General features: G+C 64.1%; 26 protein-coding genes and 1 pseudogene. 15 read left to right on the forward strand and 12 right to left on the reverse strand.

The features are described 5' to 3' along the window. The first annotated feature begins 152 nt into the window (after positions 1-152). Together alr and radA are read left to right on the forward strand one after the other, a co-directional pair. Positions 153-1,256 carry an alanine racemase gene (alr, locus tag B7X30_RS04465; protein WP_286729301.1) on the forward strand — a complete coding sequence of 368 codons (1,104 nt, stop codon included), beginning with the start codon at positions 153-155 and terminating at the stop codon, positions 1,254-1,256. Positions 1,257-1,353: 97 nt separating this feature from the next. Continuing rightward, the gene (gene radA / locus B7X30_RS04470) at positions 1,354-2,916 is read left to right on the forward strand and encodes a DNA repair protein RadA (protein WP_286729302.1); all 1,563 of its coding nucleotides are present in this window, start codon (positions 1,354-1,356) and stop codon (positions 2,914-2,916) included. Positions 2,917-2,961: 45 nt separating this feature from the next. On the opposite strand, the gene B7X30_RS04475 is transcribed toward radA, so the two are convergent. The 3 genes from B7X30_RS04475 to B7X30_RS04485 all read right to left on the reverse strand — a co-directional run bounded on the left by B7X30_RS04475 (position 2,962) and on the right by B7X30_RS04485 (position 5,951). Next, positions 2,962-3,336 (reverse strand): hypothetical protein, encoded by a 375-nt coding sequence (locus tag B7X30_RS04475; RefSeq protein WP_286729303.1) that lies wholly within the window; start codon positions 3,334-3,336, stop codon positions 2,962-2,964. A gap of 106 nt (positions 3,337-3,442) precedes the next feature. After that, positions 3,443-4,069 (reverse strand): hemerythrin domain-containing protein, encoded by a 627-nt coding sequence (locus tag B7X30_RS04480; RefSeq protein ID WP_286729304.1) that lies wholly within the window; start codon positions 4,067-4,069, stop codon positions 3,443-3,445. A gap of 10 nt (positions 4,070-4,079) precedes the next feature. Then, positions 4,080-5,951, reverse strand: a complete 1,872-nt coding sequence (locus B7X30_RS04485) for an ABC transporter ATP-binding protein/permease (RefSeq protein ID WP_286729305.1) — start codon at positions 5,949-5,951, stop codon at positions 4,080-4,082. A gap of 181 nt (positions 5,952-6,132) precedes the next feature. Here B7X30_RS04485 and B7X30_RS04490 point away from each other — a divergent pair, with 181 nt between their 5' ends. From B7X30_RS04490 to B7X30_RS04500, 3 genes are all read left to right on the forward strand, one after another. After that, the gene (locus B7X30_RS04490; RefSeq protein WP_286729306.1) at positions 6,133-6,408 is read left to right on the forward strand and encodes an acyl-CoA-binding protein; all 276 of its coding nucleotides are present in this window, start codon (positions 6,133-6,135) and stop codon (positions 6,406-6,408) included. A gap of 197 nt (positions 6,409-6,605) precedes the next feature. Then, positions 6,606-8,021, forward strand: a complete 1,416-nt coding sequence (locus B7X30_RS04495; protein ID WP_286729307.1) for a cytochrome c1 protein — start codon at positions 6,606-6,608, stop codon at positions 8,019-8,021. 187 nt (positions 8,022-8,208) lie between these two features. After that, a complete protein-coding gene (locus tag B7X30_RS04500) occupies positions 8,209-8,484 on the forward strand; it encodes a hypothetical protein (RefSeq protein ID WP_286729308.1) in 276 nt (91 codons plus the stop codon). A 187-nt stretch (positions 8,485-8,671) separates the two neighbouring features. On the opposite strand, the gene B7X30_RS04505 is transcribed toward B7X30_RS04500, so the two are convergent. The 4 genes from B7X30_RS04505 to B7X30_RS04520 all read right to left on the reverse strand — a co-directional run bounded on the left by B7X30_RS04505 (position 8,672) and on the right by B7X30_RS04520 (position 12,109). Beyond that, on the reverse strand, positions 8,672-9,958 hold the full coding sequence (locus B7X30_RS04505) for a TRAP transporter large permease (RefSeq protein WP_286729309.1): 1,287 nt from the start codon (positions 9,956-9,958) through the stop codon (positions 8,672-8,674). Further along, on the reverse strand, positions 9,955-10,578 hold the full coding sequence (locus B7X30_RS04510; protein WP_013122339.1) for a TRAP transporter small permease: 624 nt from the start codon (positions 10,576-10,578) through the stop codon (positions 9,955-9,957). The genes B7X30_RS04505 and B7X30_RS04510 overlap by 4 nt, the downstream gene beginning before the upstream one ends. A 92-nt stretch (positions 10,579-10,670) precedes the next feature. Then, positions 10,671-11,687, reverse strand: a complete 1,017-nt coding sequence (locus B7X30_RS04515) for a TRAP transporter substrate-binding protein (RefSeq protein WP_013104833.1) — start codon at positions 11,685-11,687, stop codon at positions 10,671-10,673. 161 nt (positions 11,688-11,848) lie between these two features. Then, a complete protein-coding gene (locus B7X30_RS04520) occupies positions 11,849-12,109 on the reverse strand; it encodes a DUF3149 domain-containing protein (RefSeq protein WP_286729312.1) in 261 nt (86 codons plus the stop codon). Positions 12,110-12,160: 51 nt separating this feature from the next. Between B7X30_RS04520 and B7X30_RS04525 the strand changes: the two genes are divergently transcribed. After that, positions 12,161-12,955 carry a 5'-methylthioadenosine/adenosylhomocysteine nucleosidase gene (locus B7X30_RS04525; protein ID WP_286729320.1) on the forward strand — a complete coding sequence of 265 codons (795 nt, stop codon included), beginning with the start codon at positions 12,161-12,163 and terminating at the stop codon, positions 12,953-12,955. Here the strand turns inward: B7X30_RS04525 and B7X30_RS04530 are convergent. Genes B7X30_RS04530 through B7X30_RS04540 form a run of 3 tightly spaced genes read right to left on the reverse strand, consistent with a single transcriptional unit; the run spans position 12,921 to position 16,840 of the window. Next, entirely contained in the window at positions 12,921-13,679 is a 759-nt protein-coding gene (locus B7X30_RS04530) for a glycerophosphodiester phosphodiesterase family protein (protein ID WP_286729321.1), read from the reverse strand. The genes B7X30_RS04525 and B7X30_RS04530 overlap by 35 nt on opposite strands. Positions 13,680-13,738: 59 nt before the next feature. After that, on the reverse strand, positions 13,739-16,270 hold the full coding sequence (locus tag B7X30_RS04535) for a DNA topoisomerase III (protein ID WP_286729322.1): 2,532 nt from the start codon (positions 16,268-16,270) through the stop codon (positions 13,739-13,741). 18 nt (positions 16,271-16,288) lie between these two features. Continuing rightward, positions 16,289-16,840 carry a TlpA disulfide reductase family protein gene (locus B7X30_RS04540; protein WP_276708364.1) on the reverse strand — a complete coding sequence of 184 codons (552 nt, stop codon included), beginning with the start codon at positions 16,838-16,840 and terminating at the stop codon, positions 16,289-16,291. Between the two features lie 147 nt (positions 16,841-16,987). Between B7X30_RS04540 and B7X30_RS04545 the strand changes: the two genes are divergently transcribed. From B7X30_RS04545 to B7X30_RS04560, 4 genes are read left to right on the forward strand one after another with little or no spacing between them, the layout of a single operon-like run. Continuing rightward, positions 16,988-17,485 (forward strand): SET domain-containing protein, encoded by a 498-nt coding sequence (locus B7X30_RS04545; protein ID WP_276708361.1) that lies wholly within the window; start codon positions 16,988-16,990, stop codon positions 17,483-17,485. Positions 17,486-17,536: 51 nt separating this feature from the next. Continuing rightward, positions 17,537-18,289: a biotin--[acetyl-CoA-carboxylase] ligase gene (locus tag B7X30_RS04550; protein ID WP_286729326.1), complete on the forward strand. Its 753-nt coding sequence runs from the start codon at positions 17,537-17,539 to the stop codon at positions 18,287-18,289. Positions 18,290-18,344: 55 nt separating this feature from the next. Continuing rightward, positions 18,345-19,115, forward strand: coding sequence for a sporulation protein (locus B7X30_RS04555; RefSeq protein ID WP_286729328.1), 771 nt, complete (start codon positions 18,345-18,347; stop codon positions 19,113-19,115). Between the two features lie 42 nt (positions 19,116-19,157). Continuing rightward, a complete protein-coding gene (locus tag B7X30_RS04560) occupies positions 19,158-19,730 on the forward strand; it encodes a Uma2 family endonuclease (protein ID WP_286729331.1) in 573 nt (190 codons plus the stop codon). On the opposite strand, the gene B7X30_RS04565 is transcribed toward B7X30_RS04560, so the two are convergent. Together B7X30_RS04565 and B7X30_RS04570 are read right to left on the reverse strand one after the other, a co-directional pair. Continuing rightward, complete coding sequence (locus B7X30_RS04565; protein ID WP_286729334.1) at positions 19,693-20,223, reverse strand: Uma2 family endonuclease; 531 nt, start codon at positions 20,221-20,223, stop codon at positions 19,693-19,695. The genes B7X30_RS04560 and B7X30_RS04565 overlap by 38 nt on opposite strands. Positions 20,224-20,252: 29 nt before the next feature. After that, a pseudogene (locus B7X30_RS04570) lies at positions 20,253-21,396 on the reverse strand (M20 aminoacylase family protein). Between the two features lie 152 nt (positions 21,397-21,548). Here B7X30_RS04570 and B7X30_RS04575 point away from each other — a divergent pair. The 5 genes from B7X30_RS04575 to B7X30_RS04590 all read left to right on the forward strand — a co-directional run bounded on the left by B7X30_RS04575 (position 21,549) and on the right by B7X30_RS04590 (position 23,880). Then, on the forward strand, positions 21,549-22,109 hold the full coding sequence (locus B7X30_RS04575; RefSeq protein ID WP_286729337.1) for a Uma2 family endonuclease: 561 nt from the start codon (positions 21,549-21,551) through the stop codon (positions 22,107-22,109). A 230-nt stretch (positions 22,110-22,339) separates the two neighbouring features. Next, a complete protein-coding gene (locus B7X30_RS15710; RefSeq protein WP_353681911.1) occupies positions 22,340-22,444 on the forward strand; it encodes a prepilin-type N-terminal cleavage/methylation domain-containing protein in 105 nt (34 codons plus the stop codon). Next, entirely contained in the window at positions 22,437-22,757 is a 321-nt protein-coding gene (locus B7X30_RS04580; RefSeq protein WP_353681912.1) for a pilin, read from the forward strand. Before B7X30_RS15710 ends, B7X30_RS04580 begins: the two co-directional genes overlap by 8 nt. A gap of 239 nt (positions 22,758-22,996) precedes the next feature. Further along, on the forward strand, positions 22,997-23,149 hold the full coding sequence (locus tag B7X30_RS04585; RefSeq protein WP_156055362.1) for a hypothetical protein: 153 nt from the start codon (positions 22,997-22,999) through the stop codon (positions 23,147-23,149). Between the two features lie 269 nt (positions 23,150-23,418). After that, complete coding sequence (locus tag B7X30_RS04590) at positions 23,419-23,880, forward strand: pilin (protein ID WP_286729338.1); 462 nt, start codon at positions 23,419-23,421, stop codon at positions 23,878-23,880. Positions 23,881-23,951: the final 71 nt, after the last annotated feature.

The following is a 23,951-nucleotide window of genomic DNA, read 5'->3' on the forward strand; positions in this document are numbered from 1 at the left end:
AAGATCAGGGATTGCGATGAATGAGGCGGGCTGGCGCGTGCGGCATGGCTGGCGGCTTGCGGGAACAGACCCGCAGGCTGCCGAGGTTTATAGCACAGGGCATTTCAGGGCATTTGCGACAATGCTGGCCTCAACCCTCTGCCCGAGCTGCCATGCCCCGCCCGATTTCCGCCGTGATCCACACGGCCGCGCTCTCCCACAACCTCCTGCGAGTCCGCCAGGCCACGCCCGCGAGCAAGGTCTGGGCCGTGGTCAAAGCCAATGCCTACGGTCACGGCATCGCCCGTGCGTATGGCGCGCTGCGCACGGCCGACGGTTTCGCGCTGCTCGATCTGACCGAGGCCGAGAAGCTGCGCGCGCTCGGCTGGGTCGGCCCCATTCTGCTGCTCGAAGGCTGTTTCGCCCCGGAAGACCTCGCGCTTTGCGAACGCCTCAACCTCTGGCATGTAGTGCATTGCCGCGAACAGATCGACTGGCTGGCGGTGCACCGCGGCAACCGCACGCACCGCGTGTTCCTCAAAATGAACACCGGCATGAACCGCGTGGGCTTTTCGCCCGAGGCCTACGCCGCCGCCTGGGAGCGGCTGAACGCGCTGCCGCAGGTGGGCGAAATCACCCACATGACCCACTTCGCCTGCGCCGACGAAGCGGGCGGAATCGACGAAGCGCTGGCACGATTCGCCCGCGGTGTGGGCCATCTGCCGGGCGAACGCACCCTGGCCAATTCCGCCGCGGTGCTGGTGCACGGCGCCGACCCGCGCGTGGCGACCGACTGGGTGCGGCCCGGCATTGCGCTCTATGGCAGCTCGCCCACCGGGATGGCGCTAGACGCGGCGCACTGGAAGCTGCGCCCCGCCATGAGTCTGCGCAGCGAGCTCATCGACATTCAGCACATCGCTGCGGGCGAGTGTGTGGGCTACGGCGCGCGCTTCACCGCGCCGCGCCCCATGCGCATCGGCGTGGTCGCCTGCGGCTATGCCGATGGCTACCCGCGCGTCGCCCCCAACGGTACGCCCATCGTGGTGGACGGCGTGCGCACGCAGTTGGTCGGCCGGGTGTCGATGGACATGATCACCGTCGATCTCGAGCCGGTGTTTGCCGCAGGCAACCGGCCCATGATCGGCAGCCCCGTGCTGCTGTGGGGACAGGACGCGCAGGCCGAGCTCTCGATCGACGAGGTTGCGGCAGCGGCGGGCACCCTCGGCTACGAGCTGATGTGCGCCCTGGCTGCCCGCGTGCCGGTGCGGGTGGAGTAGGGAATAGCCCACCCCGAAAACCTTCGCTACGCTCGGTTCTCCCCTCAAGGGGCCAGAAACTCTTGGGACGGCCCGGCGAGTTTCTGTGACTACACCTATGGCCAAACCCCAAACTGTTTATATCTGCTCCGAATGCGGCGGCAAGTCCGCCAAGTGGCAGGGCCAGTGCCCGCACTGCCAGGCCTGGAACACCTTGGTGGAAACGGCAGAGCGCAGCACCGATGCCGCCCGCCCCGGCGCACGGCACGGCGCCGCGGCAGCGCAGTTCGCCGGGCGCGGCGGCCTCACCGCGGCGAGCGGCCCGGTGCTGCTCACGCAGGTGCAGGCCGAGCACCACGCACACCGCACCAGCGGCATCGACGAACTCGACCGCGTGCTCGGCGGCGGCCTGGTGCCCGGCGGCGTCTTGCTGCTCGGCGGCGATCCGGGCATCGGCAAGTCCACCCTGCTGCTGCAAGTGCTCGCCAATCTGTCCGCCGAACTGCCGGTGCTCTATATCAGCGGCGAGGAGTCCGCCGCGCAGGTGGCGCTGCGTGCCCAACGTCTGGGGCTGAAAGACGCGCCGGTGCGGCTGATGGCCGAAACGCAGCTGGAAGTCATGCTCGACGAATTAGCACGCGGCCCCGGTGTCGGGCCGTCCCAAGGCGGGCGTTTCCCCCTCCCAACCTCCCCCACTGAGCGGGGGAGGAGCAATCACTCCCTCCCCACGGGTGGGGAGGGTCGGGGTGGGGATGCCCCCCTCGGGGAGCAGCGAGCGAATGCGAACGTGGGGGCCTATTCCATCGCGGTGATCGACTCCATCCAGACGGTTTACACCGAGGCGCTGTCGTCGGCGCCGGGGTCGGTGTCGCAGGTGCGCGAATGCGCGGCGCAACTCACCCGCGCGGCCAAGGCCAGCGGCATCACCCTAGTGCTGGTCGGCCACGTCACCAAGGAAGGCGCGCTCGCCGGGCCGCGCGTGCTGGAGCACATGGTCGATACCGTGCTGTATTTCGAGGGCGACACGCAGTCGCGCTTCCGGCTGATTCGCGCCATCAAGAACCGCTTCGGCGCGGTGAATGAACTGGGCGTGTTCGCCATGACCGAGCATGGCCTCAAAGGCGTGTCCAACCCCTCGGCCATCTTCCTCTCCACCCACGCCGAGCCGGTTCCGGGCACCTGCGTGCTGGCCACGCTGGAGGGCACCCGCCCGCTGTTGGTGGAGGTGCAGGCGCTGGTGGACAACGCCGCCGCGCCTAGCCCGCGCCGCCTGTCCGTGGGCCTGGACGCGGCGCGGCTGGCCATGTTGCTGGCCGTGCTGCACCGCCATGCCGGAGTCGCCAGCGGCGATCAAGACGTGTTCGTCAACGCCGTGGGCGGGGTGCGTATCACCGAGCCCGCGGCCGATCTGGCCGTGCTGCTGGCCATTCAGAGTTCGCTGCGCAACCGCCCGCTACCGCGCGGTCTGCTGGCCTTCGGCGAAGTCGGCCTGGCGGGTGAAATCCGCCCCGCCCCGCGCGGCCAGGAGCGTCTGCGCGAAGCCGCCAAACTCGGCTTCTCTGCTGCCATCATTCCGGCTGCCAATGCCCCCAAGGGTGCGGGAAAACAGTTCGAAGGGCTGGAGTTGCACCCGGTGTCGCGCATCGAAGAAGCGCTGGACGTGGTGCGCGGGCTGGGGTGACGCATCAACCCCGCGCCGCATCACGGGTGCGCATCCCTTGGAGGATCAGCGCCGTTCCCAGCGGCCGCCCTGACCGTGCCAACCGCCGCCTTGCTGCACCCAGCGATGCGGCACCCAACGGTAGCCAGGGCGTGGCGCGTGCCAGTAGCCCCGGTTCCAGATGTAGCGACCGTTTACCCAGCCCCAATAGCCGGTGATCCACACCGCCCCGGGGTAGGGCGCCACACCGACCGCCTCGTACTGCGGGGCGGGAGGCGGCACACTGACCACGTCATACGCAGGCGCACCGTAGCCATATTGCGGCGGCACGGGCGCCACCACGCAACCGCCCAGCCCCAGCGCGGCAACAGCAGGCAAGATCAGAGCCGCGAGGCGACGCTTCGGGGTGTTGAGTGCAGCGGGAATGAGCGGTTCAGACATGGCGATGACCTCGTGTGTCTTGGGAGCAGGTTCTGAAGTAACGCGCAGCGCTGCGAAACCGCGACAGACGATCACGCCTTTCTCACACCAATGGCGTGAACAGACCTTAATCGGAAGGCCAGCGCACTCCACGGCGAGCAGCCATGTCCTGGCCCATCGCCGTGATTTGGGCGGCATTCATGCGCGCTTGCGCGGCCGGAAAAATCCGCGTGTTTTCGATGGCAATATGCGCGGCGTGCAGGGCGCTGAAGCGTTGCGCCGCATTGGCGATGAGCGCCGACGCGGGCAGGGCCTGCGCGGCTTTCACTTGCAGCAGCCAGTCGCGCAACTCGGCCCAGAGCACGTCCAGCACGCGGTGATCGCTTTCAAGCGTTTCCAGCACCGCGTCGTCGCCGTCCCACTCTTCCGCCGAAACGCGCAGCAGCGGAAACACATGCAGTTCCTCGTCTTCATGGTGCAGCGGCGCGGCTACATCGAAGTAGCGCAGCACTTTGCCGGCCGCCTGCTGCGCCTGTGCGTCCGTGCCTTCTTGTGCGCCCCCAGGGTCGGCACGCCGCCCCGCCCCCCGTGGGGAACAAGGAAACTTGGGGCGGCCCTGCGTTTCCTTGAGCGCCACATGATCGATCAGCCGCAGCAGCAGAGCGTCCATGCGGGTGATGCGGGCATGGCAGCCGCGCAGCAGCTCGAAGGGCTGGTCAAACCCGGCGGCGGACAGATCGTCAGAAAGGAGCATCACTGCCGCATCACGATGCGAAGGCTGGCGCCCCCGGTGCGCCCTCGTCGCCCAGCGCTGCCTTTTGCGCCCGCTCGGCATCGCGTTTTTCCATGCGCGCCGGGCCTTCGCCGGAGGGGTCGGCCACGACCGCGTAAATCTGCGCATGAAATCCGATCACGCCCACACGGTGCGCCACACTGACCAGCGTGGCGTCGGGCAGACGCTGCTGCAAAAGCGCGTACATGGCGCGTTCGGTTGGTGCATCGAGCGCGCTGGTGGCCTCGTCCATGAACAACCAGTCCGGGGCGATGAGCAGGGCGCGGGCCACGGCCAGGCGCTGTTGCTCGCCGGGCGAGAGGCGTTGCATCCATGTATCGGTCTGCTCCAGCGCGGCCTCCAGATAAGGCACGCGGGCGAGTTGCAGCGCCTCGCTGATTTGCGCGGCAGTGAAGTCTTCCGGGCTTTGCGGATAGGTGAGCGCCTGTTTGAGCGTGCCCAGCGGCAGATACGGCTTTTGCGGCAGGAACAGCGTACGGCCCGATGGCGCGTGCGCGTGCGCGGTGTTGAGCGCGTAGGGCCAGATACCGGCGAGCCAGCGCACCAGCGTGCTCTTGCCGCTGCCCGACGGCCCGGTGAACAGGGTGTGCTGGCCGCGGCTGATGTGCTCACCCGCGCATTGCAGCAGCGGCCGTCCGTCGGGAGAGAGCAGCAGCAGATCGCCCAGCGCCACCGACTCGCGCGCGCTGCGCAGCGGCACCACACCGGCCGAAGCGATCGCAGCGCTTGATGACCGGTCTGAGGGCAGACCTGCGGAAGCGGGCGCCGTGGGCGTAGGCGGATGGCTCTGCGCGTTTTGCATGGCCTCGACAAAGGTCTGCAGACGCTCGACGGTGGCGCGCCAGTCGGCAATGCTGGTGTACGCGCCGATGAACCAGGACAGCGCCCCCTGCACTTGGCCGAAAGCCTGCGCCGTCTGCGTCAGGCCACCGAGTTGAATCTGCCCGGCAAAGTAACGCGGTGCGGCCACCAGGATGGGGAAGATGATGGCGAGCTGGCCGTAAAACGCGCTGTACCAGGTGAACAGCTTCTGCCGCTTCATGATGCCCCACCAGTTGCTCCACACATTGGCGAACCGGTCGCGGTGCCCGGCCAATTCGCGCTGCTCGCCGTTGTAGAGCGCAATGCCTTCGTCGTGCTCGCGGGTACGCGCCAGGCCGAAGCGGAAATCCGCCTCGTAGCGCTGCTGGTAGAAGTTGAGCCGGATCAGCGGCTTGCCCACCCAATGCGCCAGCACGCTGCCCACACCGGCATACAGAATGGCGACCCACACCATGTAACCGGGAATGGTGATGCCGAACAGGGTGACCGCGCCCGACAACATCCACAGCATGACCAGAAAAGAAAACAGCGTGACCAGCGAGGAGACGAAGCCGAAAAACAGATTCAGGCTGCCGTTGATGAAACCGCCGATGTCGTCGGCGATGCGCTGGTCCGGGTTGTCGGTGTTGCCCTGCCGCAGCGACATGCGGTAATGCGTGCCACCGGCCAGCCAGTCTTTGAGAAACACCTCGGTCATCCAGCGCCGCCAGTTGATCTGCAGCATCTGCAAAAAGTACTGTGAATACACCGCCAGGGCGATGTAGAGAAAGGCGTAGCCAGTGAAGTACAGCAGCAGTTGCTTGAACGCGCCGAAATTCTTTGCCTGCAGCGCATTGAAAAAATCGCCGTTCCACTGCGTGAGCTTCACATTCACCCAAACCAGCGCCAGATTCATCGCCAGCACCAGCAAAAGCAGACCCCAGCCCTTTTTCTTCTCTTCCGAAACCAAGTACGGTTTGGCGAGCGAATAGAAATGTCTGAGGGCGAAGCGATACGACTGTGGAGAGGCTTGAGGTGGCATGAGGCAAACGGCTCCCGAAAACGCGAAAACTGCGGCATTGTGCCGTGAGGGCGCGGCCGTTGTCACAGTACGGACATGCCCTCAGCTGTCGCAGCCTAACGACGCCGCCTGAGGATCGGCTTAAGACCGCCGCCCACCCGGGCCGTATGATGCGCACTCTCGAACGACCGTGCTTTTTCTCATGACCGACACCCCCATTTCCGCCGAGCTTCAGACCGCCTTCGACGCTGCCGTCGCCCATTCCAAAACCCTCACCACCCGCCCCGACAACCAAACCCTGCTGCAACTCTACGGCCTATACAAACAAGGCAGCGCGGGCGACGTTTCGGGCGAGCGCCCCGGTTTGACCGATTTCGTCGCCCGTGCCAAATGGGATGCCTGGGCCGCACGCAAAGGCATGCCCCGCGCTGAGGCCATGCAGGCTTATATCGATCAGATCACCGCCCTGTTCATCTGAGCGCCCCAGGGCCGGGCTGCGCTGACCCTTCTGAGGCGCTCAGACGTTGCATCTGATTACATTCAAGTATTTAGATGTCGTTGACTTGAATCAAGCTCGCGGAACACAGGGCGCCCAGAATGCAGACATGACAAAACCCCTTCAGCGTTGTGCGCCAATTTGTCGCAGTCGCCGCAAGGAAAAACATGGAGGTCGTCATGTCTCTCATCCCTTGTTCACAAAACGTTTTTTTCCGCCAGTTCTTCACCCGACAGCGTGAGTCTGCGCGCCGATTGAAATACAGCCTCGCGGCGTTGACCGGCTTGATCGGCTGCCTAGCGTGGGCGCCCAATGCGCAAGCCGTGCCCGCCTTTGCCCGCCAGACCGGGCAGGACTGTATCGCCTGTCACGTCGGCGGCTTCGGCCCGCAGCTCACGCCTTTTGGCCGTGCGTTCAAGCTCGATGGCTACACCCTGAGCGACGGCAAAAAACACATTCCGCTGTCGGCCATGCTGGTGGCTTCTTACACCCACCAGGCGCAGAGCTATGGCAACAACAACTACATGGGCCCGCCGCCCGCAGGATTCAGCGCCAACGACAACTTCACCGCGCTGCAGCAGGCCTCCATTTTTCTGGCGGGTCGCATTACCGACCACGTGGGCATGCTGGGGCAGGCCACCTATTCCGACCCAGGTTCGCAAAACCTGGCCTGGGACAACACCGAGCTGCGCTACGCCCACGCCTACACACTCGGCTCCGCCAGCGGCCTGTTCGGCATGAGTCTGAACAACAACCCCACTCTGTCGGACGTGTGGAACACCACGCCCGCTTGGCAATACAGCTATATGGCGCCGCCATTCGGCAACAGCGGTCCGCCGGTATCCCCCGTCATTTACAACCTGGGGCAAAGTGTCGTGGGCGCCACGGCGTACACGATGATTGACAACAGCTGGTATGCGGAGGCTGGTGCTTATCACAACCTTTCGACTTACTGGGCCAACGCACTGCATGCGGGCAACGCCTCCCTGCAAGGCGAAGCGCCCTACTGGCGGCTGTGGTACTCCAAAACCGTCGGCCCTCATGTATTCGAGGCCGGCCTGCTGGGATTTGACGCCCGCATCAACACCAGCGGTCTACCCGGACTGCCCACAGACGACTATCGCGACATCGGTCTGGATGCGACCTATCAATTCCTCAATGGCGGCCCGAACATCATCACCGCAAACGCCATTTATATGCACGAACGCCAGAACCTGAACCAAGCGCTGTTGCAAGGCAACGCGAGTAACGGCAGCAACACGCTGAACTCGGCCAATCTGAACGTGGCCTACTGGCGTGACAATACTTACGGGGCAACGCTCGGGCTGTTTCAAACCACTGGCTCCTCCGACGCCGCGGTTTATGGCAACGGTTACAGCTCGCGCACCAACAGCCCGAATACCAACGGCGCCATTTTTGAAATCGACTGGAATCCGTTTGGCAAGAGCTGGGTCAACCCCGAGAAAAATCTGCGGATCGGTTTGCAGTACACGCTGTACAACAAATATCTCGGGGCCAAAACCAATTTTGACGGCGCCGGCACCAATGCACGGGATATGAATACCCTCTATCTCTATCTGTGGACGGCGATCTGATCGGCGAAGTGACCAGGCGCAAAGCCGATGCGCTCCGCGAGTAGCGGGGCGCATCTCAGTTTGATCGCAGCCGGGCCGCTTGACGGCCCCACCTCGTTATCGCTTGTCACGATTTCATCATCTGATCCAGCGCAGAACGTCCTATGCTTTTCGCATTGATCATTCGGCTTACGCAAGGAGGTTTTCCATGACAAACGCCAACACATTCATCTATTTCGCCCAGGCCTTCCACCACGGCGAGGCCGAGCAGCACAGTTATGTCGTGGCCGTCGGCGACCACGCAGTCGTCGAGGCGCTGGCCAAGGCGGAGCACGCCCGGCTGCGAGGGGCTTATGGCGTGGCCATTTACCGCACTCTGCCAAATATCGCCACGCAAGACAACTTCCGCCTGGTCGGCTACCTCTCGTCCGACATGGGCGAGAAATGGACCTGCAGCCAGCCCGACGAAGCGCAAGCGGCCTGAGAGGGTGTGAACAAATCCGCCATGCCCGCTCATCGCGCCCAAATCGCCCCACTCGGCGTTGCGTTCGGTGTTGTAAGCGCGCGCCGTGCCGATGGGCACGGCTGTGCTTTGCGCCTTGATTGGAACCCTTTGGGCGCACTGCTCGGCTACGCCGAATTCATTCACACCCTCTGAGCCGCGCTAGGGTTCACTGCACCATGCCCAGCCAGCGCGGAAATGCCAGGCTGATTGCCGGGATGTAGGTCACCAGGCCCAGAAACACCAGCATGGTCAGCAGCCAAGGCCACACCGCGATGGTGAGTTCGGTGATGCCCATCTTGGCGATGCCGCTGGCGACATAAAGGTTGAGGCCCACCGGCGGGTGGCACATGCCCACTTCCATATTCACCACCATGATGATGCCGAAGTGGATCGGGTCGATGCCCAGTTGCATGGCCACGGGAAACAGAATGGGCGCGAGAATCAGCACGATACTCGACGGCTCCATCACATTGCCGGCCACCAGCAGCAGCACATTCACCAGCAGCAGGAAGGCAATCGGCCCCAGGCCCGCGCCCAGCAGCCACTGCGCCATGTTTTGCGGAATGTGCTCCGAGGTCATCAGGAACGAGAACAGCACCGCGTTGGTGATGATGTAAAGCAGCATGGCGCTCATATTGGCCGAAGCCAGCAGCACCCGCGGCACATCGCTGAGCTTGAGATCCTTGTAGACGAACACGGCGATGATGAAGGCATACACCGCGCTCATCGCCGCCGCCTCGGTAGGGGTGAACATGCCGCTGTAAATGCCGCCCAGCACGATGAGGATGAGCATCAGCCCCCAGAAACTCTCACGCAGCGCCTTGCCGCGCTGCGCCCAAGTCGCCCGAGGCTGGCGCGGGTACTTGCCTCGCCAGGCGCGCCACCAGGTGGTCGCGCCCAGCATAGTGGCCAGCATGATGCCGGGCACCACCCCGGCCATGAACAGCGCGCCCACCGACGAATTGGTGGAAACTGAATACAGCACCATCACGATCGACGGCGGAATGAGAATGCCCAGCGCGCCCGAGGTGGTGATGACCCCGGCTCCGAAGCGCGGCGGAAACCCGGCCTTGACCATGGCCGGCATCAATATGGAGCCGATCGCCACCACGGTGGCCGGGCTGGACCCCGACACCGCGGCGAACAGCGCGCAAGCCAGCACCCCGGCCAGCCCCAGCCCGCCGGCCCAATGTCCGATGAGGCTGCTGGCGAAGGTGATCATGCGGCGCGCCACGCCACCGTGGGTCAGAAAGTTGCCGGCCAGAATGAAGAACGGAATCGCCATGATCTCGAAGTTCTCGATCCCGGTGAACAGCTTGAGCGCGACGGCCTGGATCGGCACATCGGTCATGGTGAACAAGAAGGTGAGCACCGTCAGCCCGAGGGCGATGGAAATGGGCATGCCCGTGAGCATCAGGGCGAGCAGCAGGGCGAAAATGATCAGCGCGCTCATTTCGCACCTCCCATCTGCGGCACCGGATGAATGTTGTCCGCACCGGGCGCGATCTCCATCGGCTCATCCAGCCCTTCCACCGCGCCCGGATCGTGGTGCGGCAATTGCCCGTCGCGGTTGAAGCGCCAAGCGACCTGCAAAAAGCGGTAGCACATCAACGACGATCCGAGCGGAATCGCCAGGTACACCCACCACATCGGCACTTCGAGATCGGGCGAAGTCTGGACGGTATGGGCGACATGCCAGACAAAGTTCGCGCCCATGACCGCAACCGTGCCGGTGAACAGCGCTCCGGCCAGCAGACCGAACAGAATGACGGGTTTTTGTTTTTCCGGCGCAAGGCGGTTGACCAACACGTCCACGCCCACATGGATGCCGGTGCGCACGCCATACGCCGCGCCGAACTTGGCCATCCACACGAACATATAGATGCAGAGTTCCTGCGCCCAGCTCAAGTTGAGCGACAACAGCCAGTCCTGCAAGCCCGGAATGGCAAAGCCCGCCATATAGCGATGCACGACGGCAACAAAAATGAGCAAGGTCGCCGCCGCCATCAGAATGGCGATCAGCGTTTCTTCCAACCGGTCGAGCACGCGGTTGAACAGGGCAAGAGCAGACATGGGAGGGTCCGATCAGGAAGGGGGTTGACGGGCCAGAACGACAAAAGCCCATGCCGACTGGGCACGGGCTTCGCACATCGATTCTGAACGACTCAGAGCTTGGCGGGATCGAAACCGGTCGCCTTGAACACAGAGTCCATCAGCGCCTTGGGCACGCGCGACTCGGCCTGTTTGTAAACCGGCACCATCGCCTTTTTCCAAGCCAGACGCTCGGCCGGAGTGAGCGCGATGACCTCGCACTTGCCCGACTTGCGCACCGCTTCGGTGGCATCGTCGTTGTCCTTCTTCGCCACCTTGTTGGCGAAATCGGTGGCTTCGACCATGGCCTGATCGAGCGTTTTGCGAATGTCGGCCGGCAAGCCATCCCAGAACTTCTGGTTGACGATGACCGCATAGCCCAGATAGCCGTGCTGGGTCTGCGTCATGGCCTTCTGCACTTCATAGAACTTCTGGGTGTAGAAGTTGGACGGCGGATTCTCGGTGCCGTCCACCACCCCGGTCTGCAGCGCCTGATACACCTCGGAGAACGCCAGCACTTGCGGAATGGCGCCGATGGCGCGCATTTCCATCTCAAGAATCTTGCTCGACTGGATGCGCATCTTCAGGCCCTTGGCGTCTGCGGGATTGCGCAGCGGCTTGTTGGCGCTCATGTCCTTGAAGCCGTTGTCCCAATAGGCCAAACCGAGAATGCCCTTGGATTCGAGCTTTTTCAGCAGCCCGGCGCCGATGGGGCCTTGCGTGATCTTGTGCAGGGCGGTGTAGTCGTCGAAGATGTAGGGCAGGTCGAACAATTCGAATTCCTTGGCCCCCAGCGGTCCGAACTTGGCCAGCGAAGGCGCGAGCATCTGCACAGAACCGAGCTGCAGCGCCTCCATTTCCTCCTTGTCTTTATAGAGCTGGCTGTTGGGATAGACCTCCACCTTCACCCGGCCCTTGGTGCGCTCTTCCGCCAATTTTTTGAAGTATTCGGCGGCCTGCCCTTTGGGGGTGTTGGGCGCGACCACATGGCTGAACTTGATGACGATGGGCTGTTGCGCCCGCACCAGGGGGCTCAGACCCAAACCGGCTGCGGCCAACCCCAGACCAATGACTGCTTGACGACGCTGCATGGCGATCTCCGTTGATTTGTTGTGTTGTGAAATGACTTGTATTTTTTTGTAACCGGCAAGAGCATACGTCAACCCGCGGCTGAAGCGCGCAGGGTTAGCCCGGGGGATCAGGCAGCCGAAGGGGTCGCCGAATAGGCAGCGTCAGCCAAAATCAGACGCTCTTAGCTGCGGCCGTTGTTGACTGGCGGCTTGCTTGCGCCTTTGCGCAGTTCGCGCGCATGCTCGTCGGCGCTCTGCTGAATTTTGCGGCTGAAAAACCAGATAAAAAATACGCCGATGCCCAGCATGAAAATGATGCCAATCAAGCTGAACAGACCATAATCGGTGCCGAGCAATCCTTGCCAAGCAGATCCCATGATGTCTTCCTCCCTGTTGTTGACGATGCGTGAGAATAAATCCGTACACAGTTTACTGTTTGACACAGAACAAACAGCGTTCGGCCTGACCCGGCTAAGCCGCATCGGGCGCAAGCGATGAACGCGGCGCGTTTCGGCATCGTCAGCGCCATTGCGCAGGAGCAGCAGGGTTTGCTGGAATATTTGCAGCAGACGCGCGGTGTGCGTCACGGCAGCCGCGACTACACCCTGGGCACGCTGTGGGGCAGCGAAGTGGTGCTGGTGCTGTGCGGCATCGGCAAAGTGGCGGCGGCCGCCACGACCACCAGCTTGATTGTCGAATTCGGCTGCGACGCGCTGCTGTTCACCGGCGTGGCTGGCGGCCTGGGAGGCGGCGTGGCAGTGGGCGATCTGGTGATTGCCGACACGCTGCTGCAGCACGACCTCGATGCCCGACCGCTCTATCCGCAATACGAAGTGCCCGACACGGGGTTGACGCACTTTGTTGCAAACCGCGCGCTCACCGACCGCCTGCACGCCGCTGCGCAGCGGCTTTTGTCAGCGCAGGCCGAGCCCTTGATTGATGCCGAAACCCGCCAGACTTTCGGGCTGCACACCCCACGCGTGCATCGCGGGCTGATTGTCAGCGGTGACCGCTTTATCTCAACCCGCGCCGACAGCGATGCGCTGCGCCGGGCGCTGCCCGACGCGCTCGCGGTAGAGATGGAGGGTGCCGCAGTGGCGCAGGTCTGCCGCGATTACGACGTGCCCTTCGCGCTGGTGCGCACCATTTCCGACCGCGCCGACGACACCGCCCACATCGACTTCGGCCGCTTCATCCACGCCGTGGCCAGCCAGTACAGCCGGGCGTTGCTATCTGAGCTTTGGCACGCCGGACTTACAAACGAGAAGGCAGATCCAGGCGGTCGGTAAACAGACCGTCCAGCCCGTCAGCCAGCAGCGCTCTCGCCTGATTGGCGTCATTCACCGTATAGGCGCGCAGCTTCAGTCCGCGCGCATGCACTGCCGCCACGACCGCAGGCGTCACCTGTTGCCAATCAGTGTGCAGCCCCTCGGCGCCCAGCGCCACGGCCTGCGCCAGCGCCTGATCGTCGTAGGTTTCCACCAAATAGGCCAGCGGCACATCGGCCTGCAGGGCGTCGAGCACCGCGCGTGCCGCCTGCAGCGCGGCAAGCGAAAAGGAGGACAGCAAGGGTCGCGGAGCTGAGGGCTGATCGGCCAGCCACTGCACCACGCGGCGCGCCACGGCCTCGCCGGTTTGTGCATCCTGCTCGGGGTTGGGCTTGATTTCCAGGTTCAGCCAGGCCGCATGGCGCGCGGCGAAGTCGAGCACCTGATCGAGCGAGGCCGGAGGCTCGCCCTTGAAGGTCGCACTGTGCCAGCTTCCGGCATCCACCAGTTGCAGGTTTTCCCAGCGCCAGGGCGCCGCCGGGCCGCGCGCGTCGGTGGTGCGGTCGAGCGTGTCGTCGTGCAGCAGCCACAGCACGCTGTCGGCACTGAGTTTCACATCGCATTCAAACGCGCGAAAACCGGCCTTGAAGCCGACTTCGAACGCAGCCAGCGTGTTCTCGGGCGCGGCATCGCCCCCGCCGCGGTGCGCGAACCAGCGCAGGTCAAATGGAATTCGAATCGTCATGATGGTGAGCGGCGTTGATCATCCCGTGCATCTTGCGCTTGCAGCATGACGCCCAGTTGTCACGCCGTTGCCTTTTTGGCGGCCGCTTTTTTCGCCGGCGCTTTGGCCGGGCGCGGCTCGAACTCGAAGCCGATTTTGCCACCCGTTTGTTTCACCAGAAACGCCTTGAACTTGCGTTTGGTGCGCGCCGAGACGAAGCCGTCGAGCAGATCGGTGCGGCCAGTTTGGAGCAACTTGCGCATCTGCTCGGGCTCGATGGGCTGCTGCAAAATGATCTTGCCGCTGCGAAAGTCGCAGCTCGGCGCCGGGCCCACGCTCTTTTCGCAGACATAGCTGCTGCCCGCTTCATACACCGCGCTGCCGCATTTGGGGCAGGCGCTCAGCGGCTGTTGCGAACTGAAGTCGGGCGCTTCGCCCCCGTCGCTGCCGGGCGCGCTGTCGCCGAAGTCGAATTCGAGTTTCCACTGCCCTTTGCCGTCTTCCTGCGCCAGCTTGAGTTCGGCGGCGAACGGGCGGCCCATCTTGCTGCGAAAACCGGTGAGCGGGCCGAGGTGCTTGTCGCGCAGCAGCTGCTCCACTTCGGCCAGCTCGAAGCTGCGTCCGCCCGGATGTTTGCCGATGGAAAAATCGCACTGCGTGCAGGCGTAGCGGTGGTAGTTCTCCTTGACCACGCCGCCGCAGTTCGGGCAGGGCGTTTGCAGCGTGGCGTAGTCGCCGGGCACGGTGTCGCGGTCGAATTCCTTGGCGCGGCGCACGATGGTTTCGGTCATGCCGGCAATGTCGCGCATGAAGGCTTCGCGCGAGAGCTGGCCGCGCTCCATTTGCGCCAGCTTGTGCTCCCAGCCGCCGGTGAGTTCGGGCTTGGTGAGTTCTTCCACCTGCAGGCCGCGCAGCAGGGTCATGAGCTGGAAGGCCTTGGCGGTGGGAATGAGCTCACGGCCCTCGCGCACCATATACGCCTCGGCCAGCAAGCCTTCGATGGTGGCCGCGCGCGTGGCCGGCGTGCCCAGCCCTTTGCCCGACATCGCCTCGGCGAGTTCTTCGTCTTCCACCATCTTGCCCGCGTTTTCCATCGCGCCCAGCAAGGTCGCTTCGGAGTAGCGCGCGGGCGGGCGGGTCTTGAGGGTTTTGAGTTCCACGGTCTCGGCCTGCACCGCGTCGCCCTCTTTCACGGCGGGCAGGTTGTCATCTGCGCCCTGCTCTTCCTTGCCGTAGATTTCCAGCCAGCCGGGTTTGACCAGAATCTTGCCCTCGGTCTTGAACTGATGCGCGCCCACGGTGCTGATGCGCGTGGTCACCAGAGATTCCGCCGCCGGGAAGAACACGGCGAGAAAGCGCCGCGCCACCAGGTCGTAAATCTTGGCCTCGGCCTCGGTGAGTGCGCCCGGCGTCTGCGTGGTGGGGATGATGGCGAAGTGATCCGACACCTTGGCGTTGTCGAACACGCGCTTGCTCGGGCGGATGTAGTCGGCCTCCAGCGCGCGGCGTGCGTGCGGCGCGATGGCCCCGCCCGCCTCGGCCAGCGCCTGCGCGGTCTGCCGCGCCACGGCGAGATAGTCTTCGGGCAGATGGCGCGAGTCGGTTCGCGGATAGGTCAGCGCCTTGTGCTTTTCGTACAGCGCCTGCGCCAAGCCGAGCGTGGTCTTGGCGGAAAAGCCAAAGCGCCCGTTGGCCTCGCGCTGCAAAGAGGTGAGGTCGAACAGCGCGGGCGAGAGCTGGGTGGACGGCTTGGATTCGTCGCGCACCGTGGCGGGCTGTCCGTTGCAGGCGGCGACGATGGCTTCAGCGCGCGCCTTGTCCCACAGCCGGTCGGCGCGGACGTCTGCATCTTCCCCTCGCTTGAACGCCGGATCGAACCACTTGCCCGCATACGCCCCGGCGGGCGCGCCAAACTGCGCGTGCACCTCGAAGTATTCGCGGGCAATGTGCTTGCGGATCTGCTCCTCGCGCGTCACCACGATGGACAGCGTGGGCGTCTGCACCCGGCCCACCGGCGTGAGGAAAAAGCCGCCGTCCTTCGAATTGAACGCGGTCATCGCCCGCGTGCCGTTGATGCCCACCAGCCAGTCGGCCTCGCTGCGGCTGCGCGCGGCATCGGCCAGCGGCCGCATGTCGGCATCGGCGCGCAGACGCTCGAACCCTTCGCGGATGGCCTGCGGCGTCATCGACTGCAGCCACAGCCGCTTCACCGGCTTGTCCAGCGCCTTCTTGCCCTCGGCGTATTGCAGGATGAGGCGGAAAATCAGCTCGCCCTCGCGCCCCGCGTCGCAGGCGTTCACCAGCGCGGTCACATCCTTGCGCTTGAGTTGTTTGACCACCGCCGCCAGTCGGCTCTTGGTCTTTTCGATCGGGTTCAGATCGAAGTGCGGCGGAATGACCGGCAGATGGGCGAAGCTCCATTTGCCGCGCTTGACCTCGAAGTCGTCCGGCGCCTTGATTTCCACCAGATGGCCGACCGCCGACGTCACGACATACTGCTCGTTCTCGAAATACTCATCATGTTTGTCGAACTTGCCCGACTGCGGCGTCAGCGCGCGCACGATGTCTTGTGCCACGCTGGGCTTTTCGGCGATGACCAGGGTTTTACTCATAGGACGGAATGGATGCGATCAAAGAAATTTGGCGATGCCCGCGATGTCTTCGGCGAACAGCTCGCCCGAATCGGCCATCTTCACCCGGCCGTCGCGGCCAATGACAATGGTGACCGGCAGACCCGCGGGTTTGGGAAGCACCTTGGCCAGCGCGGGCGACAGCCACGCCACCGGAAAGGTGTAGTTCTTGCTCTTGAGAAACGGCGCAATATCGGCCGCCTTCTTGTCGATGGACAGGGCCAGCACTTCCAGCCCGCGGCTGTGCTCCTTCTTGTATAGCGCCTCGACATGCGGCATCTGCCGCGCGCAGAACGGGCACCAGGTAGCCCAGTATTCCAGCACGATGACCTTGCCCGCCCAGTCCTTGGTGTGCAGCGTCTTGCCGCCCAGCAACTCCACCGTGGGCGGCAGCGTAAACACGCTGCCCTCCTTCGGCAAGGGCACGGCCTTCTTGTCTTTTTTCTCCAGCGCGCTGGCCTGCTCGGCCACGTTTTGCGCCCAGGCGGGCACGGCCACAGCGCCGAGCGCGGCGGCAAACCCTTTCAACTGAGTACGACGAGATTGATCCATGATGACGGCTCCCTAGAATGCCTCGATTTCGACCATAACGAGAACGATCACGGGCGGTTTGTCTCCTCCACCTCTCGCGTTCTCTTTTTTTACTTTACCGAGTTTCTTCGCCGCCGCGCATTCCCACCCGTCTCGCCCTGACCACCGATGCCCAAAAGCCGCCCCGCCCCCGCCATTGCTCCCTCCGGCGGCCCCTACACCCAAGTGCAAGATTCTCCCATCCACGGACGCGGGGTGTTCGCCCGCCGCCCCATCCACGCCGGGCAGCGCCTGCTGGAATACAAGGGCGAGCGCATCGACTGGCCCGAAGCCCTGCGCCGCCACCCGCGCGACCCGGCCCAGCCCAATCACACCTTCTACTTCTCACTGGGCGACGACACCGTGATCGACGGCGGCGTGCAAGGCAACAGCGCCCGCTGGATCAACCACTCCTGCGCGCCCAACTGCGAAGCGCAGCAAGTCGGCAGCCGCGTGTTCATCGACGCCCTGCGCGACATCGCCCCCGGCGAAGAATTGTTCTTCGACTACGCCCTTGAACTCGACGCCCGCTACACCGCCAAACTCAAGCGCGACTACGCCTGCCGCTGCGGCGCCCCCAACTGCCGCGGCACCCTGCTCGCGCCCAAGAGGCGCAAAGGCAAATGAGCAAAGGGCGCCCTGCGCGCGCAACTCGCCGTCAGCCACCCCGCCTGCACCGTGCGCTGGACCCCACGCACCGGCTCGACCAATGCCGATCTGCTGGCCGAGGCGCGAGCCGGGCGGCTCGACGGGCCGACGCTGCTCGCCACCGGCCAGCAAACCGCGGGCCGCGGGCGTCAGGGCCGGCCCTGGGCCGACGATGCGCAAAGCAGCGTGCTGTGCTCGCTGGCCTGGCCCGATCCGCGCAAGCGTGAACCGGGCCCGCTGAGCCTGGCCGTGGGCGTCTGGCTGGCGCAGGCGCTGCACGCGCTCGGCGCTGCGCAAGTGCGCCTGAAGTGGCCCAACGATCTGCTCCTGCCCGCGGCGGACGCCTCCAGTGGCTGGCGCAAGCTCGGCGGCATTCTGGTGGAAATGGCCGACACGCCGCAGGCGCGCTGGGGCGTCATCGGCTTCGGGCTCAACCTGGGCGCCCCGGCCGATCAGCCGCAGGCGACGGGACTGAACGTCGCCGGGCTCGATCTCTCGCGGGAGCAGGTGCTCGCCGCTCTCGCCCCCGCCTTGCTCGACGGCCTGCAGCAAAGCCCGCGCGGCGTAAGCGAGGCGCTCACCCATTGGAACGCGCTGCACGCCTGGAGCGGCCAGACGGTTGCGGTGCTCGATCATGGGCAAACGCTGTTTTCCGGCGTCGCGCTGGGCATAGCCGCCGACGGCGCGCTGCGCGTGAGCACGCCCGAGGGCGAACGCCGCGTGCGCAGCGCCGACGTGTCGCTGCGCCTGCGCGCCGCAGGTATGGCGGACGCGGCAAAATGACGGGGCCGAACGCCCTCCATAACGCCCTCCCGAACGCCCTCAATCCCACTGACCCATGCGCACCCTGCTCCTTGCCCTGCTGCTCGTCAACCTCGTGTTTTTCGCCTGGTCGCAGGGCTGGATGGCGGGGGTCGGGCTCGGGCCAGTGACTCAGCGCGAGCCGCAGCGCCTGGCACTGCAAATCCACCCCGAGCAGGTGCAGATCACCCCGTTGGCCAGCGCCTCCGCCACGCCCGCCATCCCGCCGCAGCCCACGCCTTCCGCACCTGCTATTCCGGCCAGCCTGCCGTCCGCCCCGATCAACGCGTCCGCCCCGGCCAGCGCCGAGCCCGCCCGTACCGCCAATGCCGTCTGCCGACAGATCGGCCCCTACGGCGCGCTCGAAGCCGAGGCGCTCGCGCAGGCGCAGTCCGCACTGGCGCAGGCCGGGCTCAAGCCCACAGTCCTCAACGCGCCTGTGCCCGCGCAATGGATGGTGCTGCTCGGCCCCTATCCCAGCCAAAGCGCCATGCGCACCGCGCTCGACGAAATCACCCAGCAAGGCAAGGTCAAGGTCTTCGCCCCGGTGACCGACCGCCCACGCTACGAGCCCGGCATTTCGCTGGGCGTGTTTGCCAACGAAGCCGCGGCGCAGCAGCAGTTGCAGATCGTGCGCAAGCAAGGCGTACAGGGCGCCAAGGTGGTGCAGCGCAATGCCGGACTGAGCCGCACCGTGCTGCGCCTGCCCGCGCTCACGCCCGAGCAACTCGGCGCGCTGCAAAAAGTGTCAGGCCAACTCGGCGGGCAGATCGTCAAGACCTGCGCGACCGAAGGCGCTGCGCCGTAAACTTGTCACGCTCATACTGGTCACGCTCACCAAGGAGACGCCATGTCCGCCGTGCTGTCCCGAGCTCATTTCACCTTTGAAGACTATCTCGCCTGGGAAGAAACCCAGACCGAGCGCCACGAATACATCGGCGGCGAAGTCTTCGCCATGGCCGGTGGCAGCACCGTGCACAACACCCTCTGTCTGAATGCCGCCATCGCCCTGCGCAGCCAAACCCACGGCACGCCTTGCCGGGTGTATATGGCCGACGTCAAGCTGCAAGTCGATGCCGCCGACGCCAGCTTCTATCCCGATGTGTTCGTCACCTGCTCGGCAGCAGACGCCGAGCGGCGTACCGTGCAACAAGATGCACGGCTCATCGTCGAGGTGCTTTCGCCCTCGACCGAAGGCCACGACCGCGGCGACAAATTCGCCGCCTACCGCCTATTGCCCAGTTTGCAGACCGTGCTTTTCGTCGCGCAGGGCCAGCCTCACGTCGAAGCCTTCAGCCGCAACGCCGACGGCTCGTGGACGCTGCATGAAGCCAGCGGGCTCGACGCCCAACTCACCTGCATCGCCGCCGAGCGTTCGTTCATTTTCAGTCCAACCGCAGCGCGCCAGCGGTGCAGCGGGTGAAATCCCACTCTTCGCCCGGCGCGCCTTGGGCGCGGTGGTAGCGATCGACTGTCGCGCTCGCACTGTCCACGATCAGGTATTCCCGCAGACCCGGCGCCTGCTGGTAGGCGAACAGTTTTTCCCGCCGGTCGATACGCTCGGTGCTGGGCGACGTCACCTCCACCACCAGGCAGGGTCGCCTACGGTAATACGGCGACTCGCGGTCTTGCGCGTCACAACTCAGCACCAAGTCCGGGTAATAAAAGTAGGTGCCGCGAAGCGCCTGCACCCGCACCTTCATGTCGGCGATGAACAACTGGCAACCCGACTTGCGCGCCAGCGGTCCCAGCGCGATGGCCAAGGCCGTGCAAATCAACCCATGCCGGTCGCTCGCCCCGGCCATCGCCACCACCATGCCGTCGAGGTATTCGCGCTTCACCTCCGACAAAGGTTCGGTGTCCAGATACTCCTGCACGCTCATGCGCGGTGCATAGTCTTGCAAGTTCGCTGCCATCACGCTCTCCGCTGCTCATCGAAGCCCAATCAGCGCCGATTGTCCTGCTGCCCGGCCCCGCTTTTCAACCACGCCTGCGCCAGCCTTACCCAGAAACTGCCGCCCAGCGGAATGAGGTCGTCGTTGAAGTCGTAGTTCGGGTTGTGCAGGGTGCATGGCCCTTCGCCGTGGCCGGGCATGCGACTCGTGCACCGCCTCCGCGCCCACCATCTCCACCATCACCCGCCGGGCGAACTCGGCCTCGGCGGGGTGATTGACCGTGGGCGGATAGTGGCGCTTGAACGCAAACTCGCAGCCCACGCCAAAGGCCGCCGCGGTGTGGGTGGCGATGTCGCGCATGCGGGCTTCGATCAGGTCGAGCGTCTCGGTGGTGAAGGTGCGCGCCGTGCCCTGAATCTCGGCATATTCGGGAATCACATTGGTCGCCTCGCCGGTATGAATCATGGTGACCGAGATCACCGCCGGGTCGAGCGGGGCGCGGTTGCGGGTGACGATGGTCTGGAACGCCTGCACCATCTGGCAGGCCGCAGGCACCGGGTCGATGCCCAGATGCGGCATGGCCGCATGCGCGCCCTTGCCGGTGAGCTTGATGTGAAACTCATTGCTTGAGGCCATCACCGGCCCGGCCTTCACCGCGAAGTGCCCTGCGGGAAGGCCCGGCCAGTTGTGCATGCCAAACACCGCCTGCACCGGAAAACGCTCGAACAGGCCGTCTGCGATCATCTCGCGCGCCCCGCCGCCGCCCTCTTCGGCCGGCTGGAAGATGCACACCACCGTGCCGTCGAAATCGCGCGACTTGGCCAGATGCTGCGCGGCTGCCAGCAGCATGGCGGTGTGGCCATCGTGGCCGCAGGCGTGCATCTTGCCAGGGTGTTGGCTGGCGTGGGCGAAGGTGTTGAATTCCGTTACCGGCAGGGCGTCGAAGTCGGCGCGCAGGCCGATCATCCGGCCACTTCCGTCGCTACCCCGCCCGCCGTCGCGGCCATGAATCACCCCCACCACCCCGGTCTTGCCCAGACCGCGGTGTACTTCCACCCCCCAGGCGGCCAGCCGCGCCGCCACCACGTCGGACGTGCGCTGCTCCTCGAAGCACAGCTCGGGGTGCGCGTGCAGATCACGCCGCAGCGCGGTGAGCGCGGCGGCCTCGGTCACGATGGAATCGATGACTTGCATGGCAGTGTCCTCTGAGCAGCCCCATAGGCAGGATTTACCCGACTCCCCCTAAGGGGGGCGACCCGGCGTTTTCTGGAGAGTGTCCGCCGAAGTCAATTCCCCTCAACTCGTGCAGAATACGATGGTCTTCCCTAAAGGTACAGGACATCACCATGCCCCCCATACCCGCGCTCAAGCTCGCCGTCAGCGTTGAAGACTACCTTGAGGGCGAACAGCTCACTGACATCAAGCACGAATACCTCGACGGCCAGGTCGTCGCCATGGGCGGGGCAAGTCGCAAGCACGGCCTGATCGCCGCCGCGCTTGCCTTCGCCCTGGGCGCACAGGCCCGCGCCCGGCGTTGCCAGCTTTTCATCGCCGATATGAAAGTGCGTGTCGAGCATGAAGGAGAAACCTTCTTCTACTACCCCGACCTCATCCTCACCTGCGACCCGGAAGATCGGCACAACCTCTACTGCACCCGCCCCTGCCTCATCATCGAAGTGCTCTCCAAGGGCACCGAACGCATCGACCGCCGGGAAAAGCGCCTCGCTTACGGCCTGCTTCCCAGCCTGCGGGAATATGTGCTGGTCGACCAGGATGCCCTGTGCATCGACCGCTACCGCCGCACGCCCCAAGGCTGGGTGCACGATCGCATGGTCGAGGGCGCACTGCACCTCGACTGCCTGGAACTGGACATTCCTCTGTCCGAGATTTACGCCGACATCAAATAGCCGGGATTTGGGCCTAACGCGCAAAAATTGTCAGCCGCAAGCGTCGTACTGACAAATCCGGCTCATCTGCGCCGTAAACCGTCACCGCACCAGCTCTTTGGTGCGAAAAACTGTGAAGCTTTTCACACAATGCGGCCCTTGTTGCGACCGGCGTCGATGGCCTTCAAATTGCAGAGCCAGAATCACGATTGCTTACAAACCTACCGGCCCTGCCCCATCGAGCACAGACCATGCGCGCGCCTGCCCTTCCTTCGTTGCGCCACCTTGAGCGCGGATTCACCCTCATCGAGCTGATGATCGTGGTCGCCATCATCGGTCCGCGCGCAGGTGGCTGAGGGGCTGAGTCTGGCGGGCGGGGCGAAAAATGCGATTTGGGATTACTACTCGCAACATGGCGTCTTCCCCAATTCCAACCAGTCAGCCGGACTGGTTTCCCCGAGTTCGATCAGCGGCAACTATGTGAGCAGCGTTACGGTCACGTCGGGGCTGATCAAGATGACTTATGGCAACAATGCCAATTCCAACCTGAACGGCAAGGTGCTTTACCTCTCGGCAACTAGTTCGGCAGGTGCCCTGCGATGGACCTGCACCACTCATGCAGACGCCAACGGCGTCCCCCGCGCCTATCTGCCGACTTCGTGCAGTTAAACCCAGACTGTCCATGAGGTGAGGCTTCGCCTCGGCGCGGATGCTGGCAGGCGCGAGTTTGAGAATTCAGAGTGTCTTGGTCTCCGCGCAAAAACCTTCCCCTCCCCAACCCTCCCCACAAGTGGAGAGGGCGTGTTTGCTCCTCCTCCACGCAGTGGGGGAGGCTGGGAGGGGGTTGCGGCCACCGCGATAACCACTCCTCGTTTTTAATCAGCAGGTCGGCGCATTCCAGCAGTTTTTTGAACAGCCCGATCCCCTCCGGCCAGCCCACCTTGTCCCCGCCGCGCAACACCCACTTGGTTTCCAGCCGCGTCAGCAAGCTGACCTGCGCCAAATCGCCCCTCGCGGCGGCTTGGGCGCTTGCGCGCATCGCCAATTTTCGCCTCACCTGACAAAAATTGGCAGGGGCGGCAAAGATTGTCGGCGGCTAAGCGGGCCGATGCGCCGGATTTCGTGAAGCAGTTCACGGAACGTCGGGGCGAACAAGACACAAAATGGCTGGCACGGCATGTGCTCTATCTCTCTTGCCCATCGGGGGGTGATGTCAGTCCACCGCAGTCTGGGGCCGCGGCATCTCCAGACTTAGTTCCGCCCCGGGCTGCGGTGATTTTTTTGCCCAACCGTGATTGATTTTTTTACTTTCCACTCTCAGGAGTTTCAGATGAAAAAGCAACTGCAACAAGGTTTCACGCTGATCGAATTGATGATCGTCGTGGCGATTATTGGTATTTTGGCGGCCATCGCGATTCCGGCGTATCAGGATTACACGATTCGGGCGCAGGCGACTGAAGGTTTGTCGCTGGCCGATGGCGCGAAGACCGCATTAGCGGAATACTATACAAATAAAGGAACATTCCCCGCCGACAATGCCGCTGCTGGCTTGGCGGCACCTGGCTCCATAACCGGAAATTATGTGGCCGATGTGGGCACTGGAACGGACGGAGCCGGAGTTGCGCTCCCTGGCGTGATTGACGTGACTTATGGAAATCAAGCAAATGCCGCTAACCTTACCGGCAAACATTTGCAACTCTCCGCAATCGTGGCAGGCGGATCGGTACAATGGACTTGCAAATCAAACGATTTGAAACAGAAATATCTGCCATCCTCTTGCAAGGGCCAATAACTTCAGGAATGAAAGAATGGGGTTTGTCTAGCTTCTTACAATCCCTATTTCTTCACCCAGAAACCCGCCGT

Source organism: Thiomonas sp. 13-64-67, from assembly GCF_002282795.1.
GTDB lineage: Bacteria > Pseudomonadota > Gammaproteobacteria > Burkholderiales > Burkholderiaceae_C > Thiomonas > Thiomonas arsenitoxydans.